This is a genomic window from Carboxylicivirga caseinilyticus, from assembly GCF_050589785.1.
Lineage (GTDB): Bacteria > Bacteroidota > Bacteroidia > Bacteroidales > Marinilabiliaceae > Carboxylicivirga > Carboxylicivirga caseinilyticus.
This window is the reverse complement of the sequence record NZ_JBNGOX010000039.1, coordinates 49804-57252: the sequence shown is the minus strand read 5'-3', so window position 1 is coordinate 57252 and position 7449 is coordinate 49804. Positions and strand designations below refer to the sequence as shown.

Genomic DNA, 7449 nt, shown 5'->3' with positions numbered 1-7449 from the left:
CTCCCTTTTAGGGGAGGTTTGGTGGGGTATAATGAAAGTAAAGTTACAATTTGAAAGATTCCTTATTTGCACAATCACTTTTTGGACACCCTCTTTTTTATGCTGTTTATTGAGAAAAAGTACTTTGATTGAAACAAAAAAAAGAGACTATCTTACGATAATCTCTTTTTTCGTGATTCCGACGGGATTCGGAATATATTGTTATATCATTGATAATCAAACAGCTAGTGAGCGCTACAAAATTAAGGTCTCTTTAAAGTCTCTTCCAATATTTTGTGTGTTGAAATTTACAAAAAAATACTCAAAACAAAATACGACTTTTTTAGATATTACAATTTCTTCAATATGGACAGTATTATTATTTTTTCAATCAAGATATTGGAATCTTGAATTAATCTTTTCTTAACTAGATTTCAAACTTAATAGATTTTAATTATAGTAAAATTAGAAAATCAGTCTTGCTTTTAAATAAAGTAGATCTTTTATGAATAAAATATTAAAGCTTAAAGTCTTAAGTTGTTTAAGAGATCTGAATTGTCTAATGTTGATAGAGTATTGCAATTTTATAGAATAGGAAGTATTTAATCTACTTTATATGTCTACATAATGAATATAGAAAGTCGTTAAGTATTATTTGCACTATAGATGTTATTTGATATGTGTATGTATCATAAAAATAGAGAGATAACCCTTTTTTGTGTGATTTGGTGTATTTTTAAATTATCCCAATTTACAACTACAATATTCAAAATATTAACTCAAATTTGGCTTGAATTAGTTAATTGCAATTTTAACTAAGATCCATCATCTATGAAATTATTCTTTCTTGGTACATTTTATTTTATCGTCATCGGTTTGTATGCGCAAGTTAATTTTTATCGAGCACCCCTTGACTTTGATACCTTCAATTCTAATATTAATCACGGTAAAATTGATACGATCACTTATCATTCTAAAACGGTAGGTTCGAATCGGAAGGCATTAATTTACACACCTCCTTATTATTCAAAGGATAAGAAATATCCAGTGCTTTATTTATTGCATGGTATTGGTGGAGATGAAAAGGAATGGTTTACTCATGGACAACCACACACTATACTTGATAATTTGTATGCTCAAAACAAGGTAGAACCGATGATAGTTGTGTTGCCCAATGGACGTGCAATTACTGATGACAGAGCAATTGGTAATATTTTTGATAGTATTAAAGTGGCTGCTTTCTCTAACTTTGAGGAAGATCTGCTAAACGATCTTATTCCGTATATTGAAAACAACTATCCTGTTCTCACAAATCGTGAACGTAGGGCTATAGCAGGCCTATCAATGGGTGGCGGACAATCATTAAACATAGGACTGGGTAACCTAAATCAGTTTGCCTGGGTTGGTGGCTTTTCATCAGCTCCTAATACCAAAGCCCCTGAGATATTGGTACCCAAACCTGAAGAGACAAAAAAGCAATTGAAATTATTATGGATCTCTTGTGGTGATAAAGACAATCTTATTTCTTTCAGTAAACGAACTCATGATTATCTTCAAAGCAGGCAGGTTCCTCATGTTTATGAAGTTTTACCGGATGGTTATCATGATTTTAAAGTCTGGAAAGATAATTTTTATCATTTTTCGCAATTGTTGTTTAAAACTAATAGCCATTCAGTTAGTGAAGCAAGTTTAATAGAGGAGAAAAGAGCCGAAACAAATATTCGTTCATCTCAATATCCAAAAATACTGTCTGATGGACGTGCCATATTCAAATTAAAAGCTCCGGATGCAAAAAAAATACAAATTGATATAGGCAAAAAGTATGATATGCTTAAAGATGAGAATGGTATTTGGAGTATTACCACTGATTCGTTGAGCGAAGGATTTCATTATTATTCACTTATTGTTGATGGTGTTGCAGTAGCAGATCCGGCTAGTGAAAGTTTCTATGGAATGGGGCGCATGGCCAGCGGAATTGAAGTTCCGTTTAAGGGTGATGGTTATTACCAGGTAAAAGATGTTCCTCATGGTGAAATCAGAGTAAAAAGGTATTTCTCGCATATCACTAAATCATGGCGAAACTTTTATATGTATACTCCTCCCGGATATGACCAAAATGCAGGTAAGAAGTATCCTGTATTATACCTGCTTCATGGAGGTGGTGAGGACCAACGAGGATGGGCTATGCAGGGTAAAGTGGATCTGATATTGGATAATCTTATTGCCGAAGGTAAAGCAACACCAATGATGGTGGTAATGATTGATGGGAATATGCCATTATCGGGGTTTGGAGAAGGTATTCTTCAATTATTTGAAGCTGAATTGAAAGAAGTAGTTATTCCTTTTGTTGAAAACAATTACAGGGTGCTTACCAGTCCTCAGTCACGTGCTTTGGCAGGATTGTCGATGGGAGGTTTACAAACACTTTATGCTGGGCTGCATAACACTGATTTGTTCAACTATCTTGGTGTCTTCAGTTCTGGTTGGATTCATCCAATGCAAGATGATATAGCTGGAAAAGAATATAATTTTATGAAACAAAACGCTGATCTGCTTAATAAGAATCTGAAAATGTTTTGGTTGTCGATGGGAGGAAAAGAAGATGTTGCCTGGAAGAACTGCCAACGAATGTTAGAAAAGTTTGATGAAATGAAAATTGAATATTCTTATGATGAATATCCGGGTGGCCATACATGGCCTGTATGGCGGAATAATTTGTACCATTTTTCACAATATCTATTTAAATAATGATTAAGATGAAAGTAAGAATCTCTTACCTGTTAGTAATAATTGGCCTACTAATATTTGAAAACAATATAGCTCAAAATCCAATCATTCACTCAGATGTGCCTGATATGTCTATGATCAGAAGAGGGGACACCTATTACATGAGCAGTACTACAATGCATATGAGTCCGGGGGTGCCCATTATGAAATCGAAGGATCTGGTTAATTGGGAAATCGTCAATTATTGTTATGATGAACTGGATGATGTTGACGCGTTAAATTTAGCGAATGGAAAGAGTGCTTATGGAAAAGGATCATGGGCGAGTTGTATTCGGTTTTATAAAGGAAAATATTATGTGTCAACTTTTTCGGGTACAACAGGTAAAACATATATTTATTCAACAAAAAATATCGAAAAAGGCCCATGGAAAAAAAAGGTATTTCAACCAATGTTGCATGATCATTCCTTGTTTTTTGATGATGATGGAAAAGCATATATGATTTATGGAGGAGGTAAAATTAAACTAGTTGAGTTAACCGACGAACTTGATGGAATTAAACCGGAAACAGAACAGGTAATTATTGAAAATGCAGGTGCTCCCGCCGGAAAAGATTTGATGTTACCTGCTGAAGGTTCGCAACTATTTAAAATAAATGGAAAGTATTACCTTTTTAATATAACCTGGCCGCGGCAAGGTATGCGCACAGTAATTATACATAGGGCAGATAATATAACCGGTCCTTATGAAGGACGTGTTGCATTGCAGGATAAAGGAGTAGCTCAGGGAGGTTTGATTGATACAAAGGATGGAAAGTGGTTTTCATATTTGTTTCGCGATTATGGTTCGGTTGGTCGTATTCCATATATGGTGCCGGTTGAATGGAAAGATGGATGGCCAGTACTGGGAGTTGATGGCAAAGTACCCGATCAGCTTGATTTACCAATGGCTAAAGGTTTGATACCGGGAATAGTAAATTCTGATGATTTTGACAGAGAAAAGAAAGATCCTGATTTACCTTTGGTTTGGCAGTGGAATCATAACCCTGACAATTCATTATGGTCAGTCAGAGAGCGCAATGGTTATCTTCGTTTAAAAACCGGAATGGTGGTGAATGACTTTGAGTTGGCTAAAAATACCCTTACTCAACGTACAATTGGACCCATATGCTCCGGATCAACATTGATTGAAATCGCAAATATGAAAGAGGGTGATTTTGCCGGTTTAGCCTTATTACAGCAAAAATATGGTTTGGTGGGTGTGAAGTATGACGATGGAGAGAAAAGGATTGTGATGGTTAGTGCTCAGAATGATAAGCCCGTTGAGATGGAAAAGATTCCTTTGAATCAACAAAAGGTGTATTTAAAGGCTGAGTGTGATTTCAGGAATAGAAAAGATAGAGCGTATTTTTACTATAGCTTAGATGGTGAGAAATGGAACGCAATCGGATCAGAACTAAAAATGCAATATACCTTATCGCATTTTATGGGATACAGGTTTGGACTTTTTAACTATGCAAGTCAATCGTCTGGAGGTTTTGTTGATTTTGATTATTTTCATGTCTCAGACACCATCTCGGTGGCTAAGAAAATGTATGTTTTTCTTAGCTTTGGACAATCAAATATGGAAGGAAACGCACGTTTTGAGCCGCAGGATACGGTAGGTGTAGATGAGCGGTTTAAGGTGATGGCTGCTGTGGATTGTCCCGATTTGAACAGGGTGAAGGGCTTGTGGTACAAAGCCGTTCCTCCTTTATGTAGATGTTATACCGGGTTAACACCTGTTGATTATTTTGGAAGAAAAATGTTGGAATATGTGCCCGATAATGTTGAAATCGGTGTTGTAAACGTCTCCGTTGGAGGTTGTAAAATAGAATTGTTCGATATGGACAATTATCAGTCCTACGTTGAATCATCTCCGGATTGGTTGAAAAATATGGTAAAGGAATACGATGACAATCCATACAAACGGTTGGTTGAAATGGCCAGACTTGCACAAAAGGATGGTGTTATCAAAGGAATTTTGCTGCATCAGGGCGAATCCAATACAGGTGATACTCTTTGGACAAAGAAGGTAAAGGTGGTTTATGATCAGCTGATGGCAGATTTAGATCTGAATCCTGCTGAAGTGCCACTAATTGCCGGAGAAGTTGTATCAGCTGAAGAAGGAGGTAAATGTGCCAGTATGAACCCGATAATTGCAACGCTTCCTGAAGTGATTGCTAATGCTCATGTGGTATCGTCAGCAGGCTGTCCGGCAGTTGCTGATCAGCTGCATTTTTCTGCTGAGGGGTATAGAATTTTAGGTAAGCGTTATGCTGATGTTATGATTTCTCTTATGCAGAAATCTGAATAATATTAAAATTGAATGAATTTCTGTTTAGATAGTAAATACTAATAAATGATGAAGAATATTTTGGTACTATGTTGGGTGTTTTTTTCAATAGTAAACCTTTCTGCAAACGAACAAATTGTTAAGGGACCTGATGGTAAACTGATTGTTTCCATTGAAATGAAAGAAGGTCAGCCTTATTATAGTGTCAGCTATAATCACAACGTGTATCTCAAAGCATCTCCACTTGGACTTAAAACCACCTGGGGAGATTACACAAGCGGATTAGTAATGATGGACGAAGTGATTACCAACGAGCTTAGCGAGAGTTATGAGCTGCCTAATATAAAATTCAGTAAAGTGGATTATAAAGCCAATGAGGCTGTTGTGTCTTTTACCCGTGATGGTAAGTTGGTGTATGATGTTATTTTTAGAGTGAGTAATAATGATGTTGCATTTAAATATAAACTGTATCCGTCAGGTGATCACTTAAGTTGCATTGTCGAGAATGAAGTTACTGGTTTTGTTTTACCGGAAGGAACCACTACCTTTTTATGTCCACAGAGTAAGGCAATGACTGGTTATGCCCGAACTGCACCCAGCTACGAAACATCTTATAATACAGATGAATCAATGGGGCAAAATGGCTTTGGAAACGGATACTCATTCCCATGTTTGTTTAAAGTGAATGATGGTTGGGTTTTAATATCCGAAACAGGTGTAGATAGCAGGTATTGTGCCAGTCGATTGATTGGACATAAAGAAGGGTTATACACGATAGGATTTCCGCAGCCGGAAGAGAACAATGGAAACGGTACCGCTTCTCCTGGAGTTTCTTTACCCGGAGAAACCCCGTGGCGAACGATTACCGTTGGTGAGTCATTGAAACCCATTGTTGAAACAACCGTGCCATTTGACGTTGTTAAACCCAAATATGAAGCATCTGGAAAATATAAATTTACCAAAGGATCGTGGAGTTGGATCATGAAGATGGATCGTCATACCACCTTTCAGGTTCAGAAAGAATACATTGATTTTAGTGCAGCAATGGGCTATGAAACTATTCTGGTTGACGCTTTGTGGGACACACAGATAGGGAAAGATAAAATAGCAGAACTGGCTGCCTATGGGAAATCAAAAAATGTGGGTTTGTATCTTTGGTACAATTCTAATGGATATTGGAATGATGCGCCTCAGGGACCACGAGGATATATGCACTTATCTTACGTCAGGCGTAAAGAAATGGAGTGGATGCAAGGTGTTGGTATAAAGGGAATAAAGGTTGATTTTTTGGGGGGCGATAAGCAGATTACCATGCAACTATATGAAGAAATTCTGGCTGATGCCAATGATTATGGTTTACAGGTTATTTTTCATGGATGTACGCTCCCAAGAGGATGGGAGAGAATGTATCCTAATTTTGCCTCCAGCGAAGCCGTTTTAGCTAGTGAGAATCTTCATTTTTCGCAAGGAAGTTGCGATGCCGAAGCGTTTAATGCCTGTTTACATCCTTTTATCCGAAATGCAGTTGGTAGCATGGATTTTGGCGGTAGTGCACTGAATCAGTTCTATAATGCGAATAATTCTCCAAACAAAGGTTCAAAGAGAATCACCTCAGACGTATTTGCATTGGCAACGGCTGTGTTGTTTCAAAGCGGAGTGCAGCATTTTGCTTTGGCACCTAATAATCTTCAGGATGCACCCCAATGGGCTATTGATTTTATGAAAGAAGTGCCCTCAACATGGGATGAGATACGTTTTATTGATGGATACCCGGGTAAGTACGTTTTAATTGCACGTAGGAGTGGGTCAAAATGGTATATTGCTGGCGTTAATGCTCATTCTGAAACGATTAAAACAAAGTTAGACTTGTCGATGTTGCAAAAAAATGCAAAAGGCATCATGTATTTTGATGATCAGAACCTGAATGGAACCTTCACAGAATTTAAACTAAATAGTAAGAAACAAGTGAGTATTAGTATTCCTTGCAATGGAGGAATTTTAATAGTGAGCGAATAAAGCTGTGTCATTTAAAGGAAGAGCTGATTATTTTTGAATGGCTGAAAAGTTCATTGTTGAAGATGGTCTTATTAGCCACCTCGAAAATTCTGAATGTGAATTTTATTGGCCTCAATCAAATGCTAAAAACAAGCAAGCTATAGAATTTTGGCTTTTGATATTCATCACTACAGTTCAAAACTATATGCATTTTTTGCTTATAGTAGGTTGAATAGTTTGAACAAGATTAGCACAGTTGAGTGATTAGGATGATGAATCTTAAAAGTAATATTACTTTAGGTTACAATTCATTTTCTATTGGTTACTTCTTTTGCTTTTAGTTAGTATGTATTTATTTTTTAAAGTCAAATATCTAATATTAAAAACTTGAATCAATATTTATAACTTATCTTGT

At 36.5% G+C, this 7449-nt stretch carries 3 protein-coding genes; all 3 read left to right on the top strand.

All coding sequences use genetic code 11. The features are described from left to right. Nucleotides 1-810 precede the first annotated feature (810 nt). Genes ACRD62_RS17430 through ACRD62_RS17420 form a run of 3 tightly spaced genes read left to right on the top strand, consistent with a single transcriptional unit; the run spans nt 811 to nt 7055 of the window. Nucleotides 811-2727, top strand: a complete 1917-nt coding sequence (locus ACRD62_RS17430) for an alpha/beta hydrolase-fold protein (RefSeq protein ID WP_430821387.1) — start codon at nt 811-813, stop codon at nt 2725-2727. Nucleotides 2728-2735: 8 nt separating this feature from the next. Then, entirely contained in the window at nt 2736-5060 is a 2325-nt protein-coding gene (locus tag ACRD62_RS17425; RefSeq protein ID WP_430821386.1) for a beta-xylosidase family glycoside hydrolase, read from the top strand. A gap of 45 nt (nt 5061-5105) precedes the next feature. Further along, on the top strand, nt 5106-7055 hold the full coding sequence (locus ACRD62_RS17420) for a glycoside hydrolase family 97 protein (protein ID WP_430821385.1): 1950 nt from the start codon (nt 5106-5108) through the stop codon (nt 7053-7055). The last annotated feature ends 394 nt before the right edge of the window (nt 7056-7449 follow it).

Bases quoted from the DNA above. Each gene is read 5' to 3' on its own strand.
- ACRD62_RS17420 (WP_430821385.1), top strand. From the start codon at position 5,106: ATGATGAAGAATATTTTGGTACTATGTTGGGTGTTTTTTTCAATAGTA.
- ACRD62_RS17430 (WP_430821387.1), top strand. From the start codon at position 811: ATGAAATTATTCTTTCTTGGTACATTTTATTTTATCGTCATCGGTTTG.
- ACRD62_RS17425 (WP_430821386.1), top strand. From the start codon at position 2,736: ATGAAAGTAAGAATCTCTTACCTGTTAGTAATAATTGGCCTACTAATA.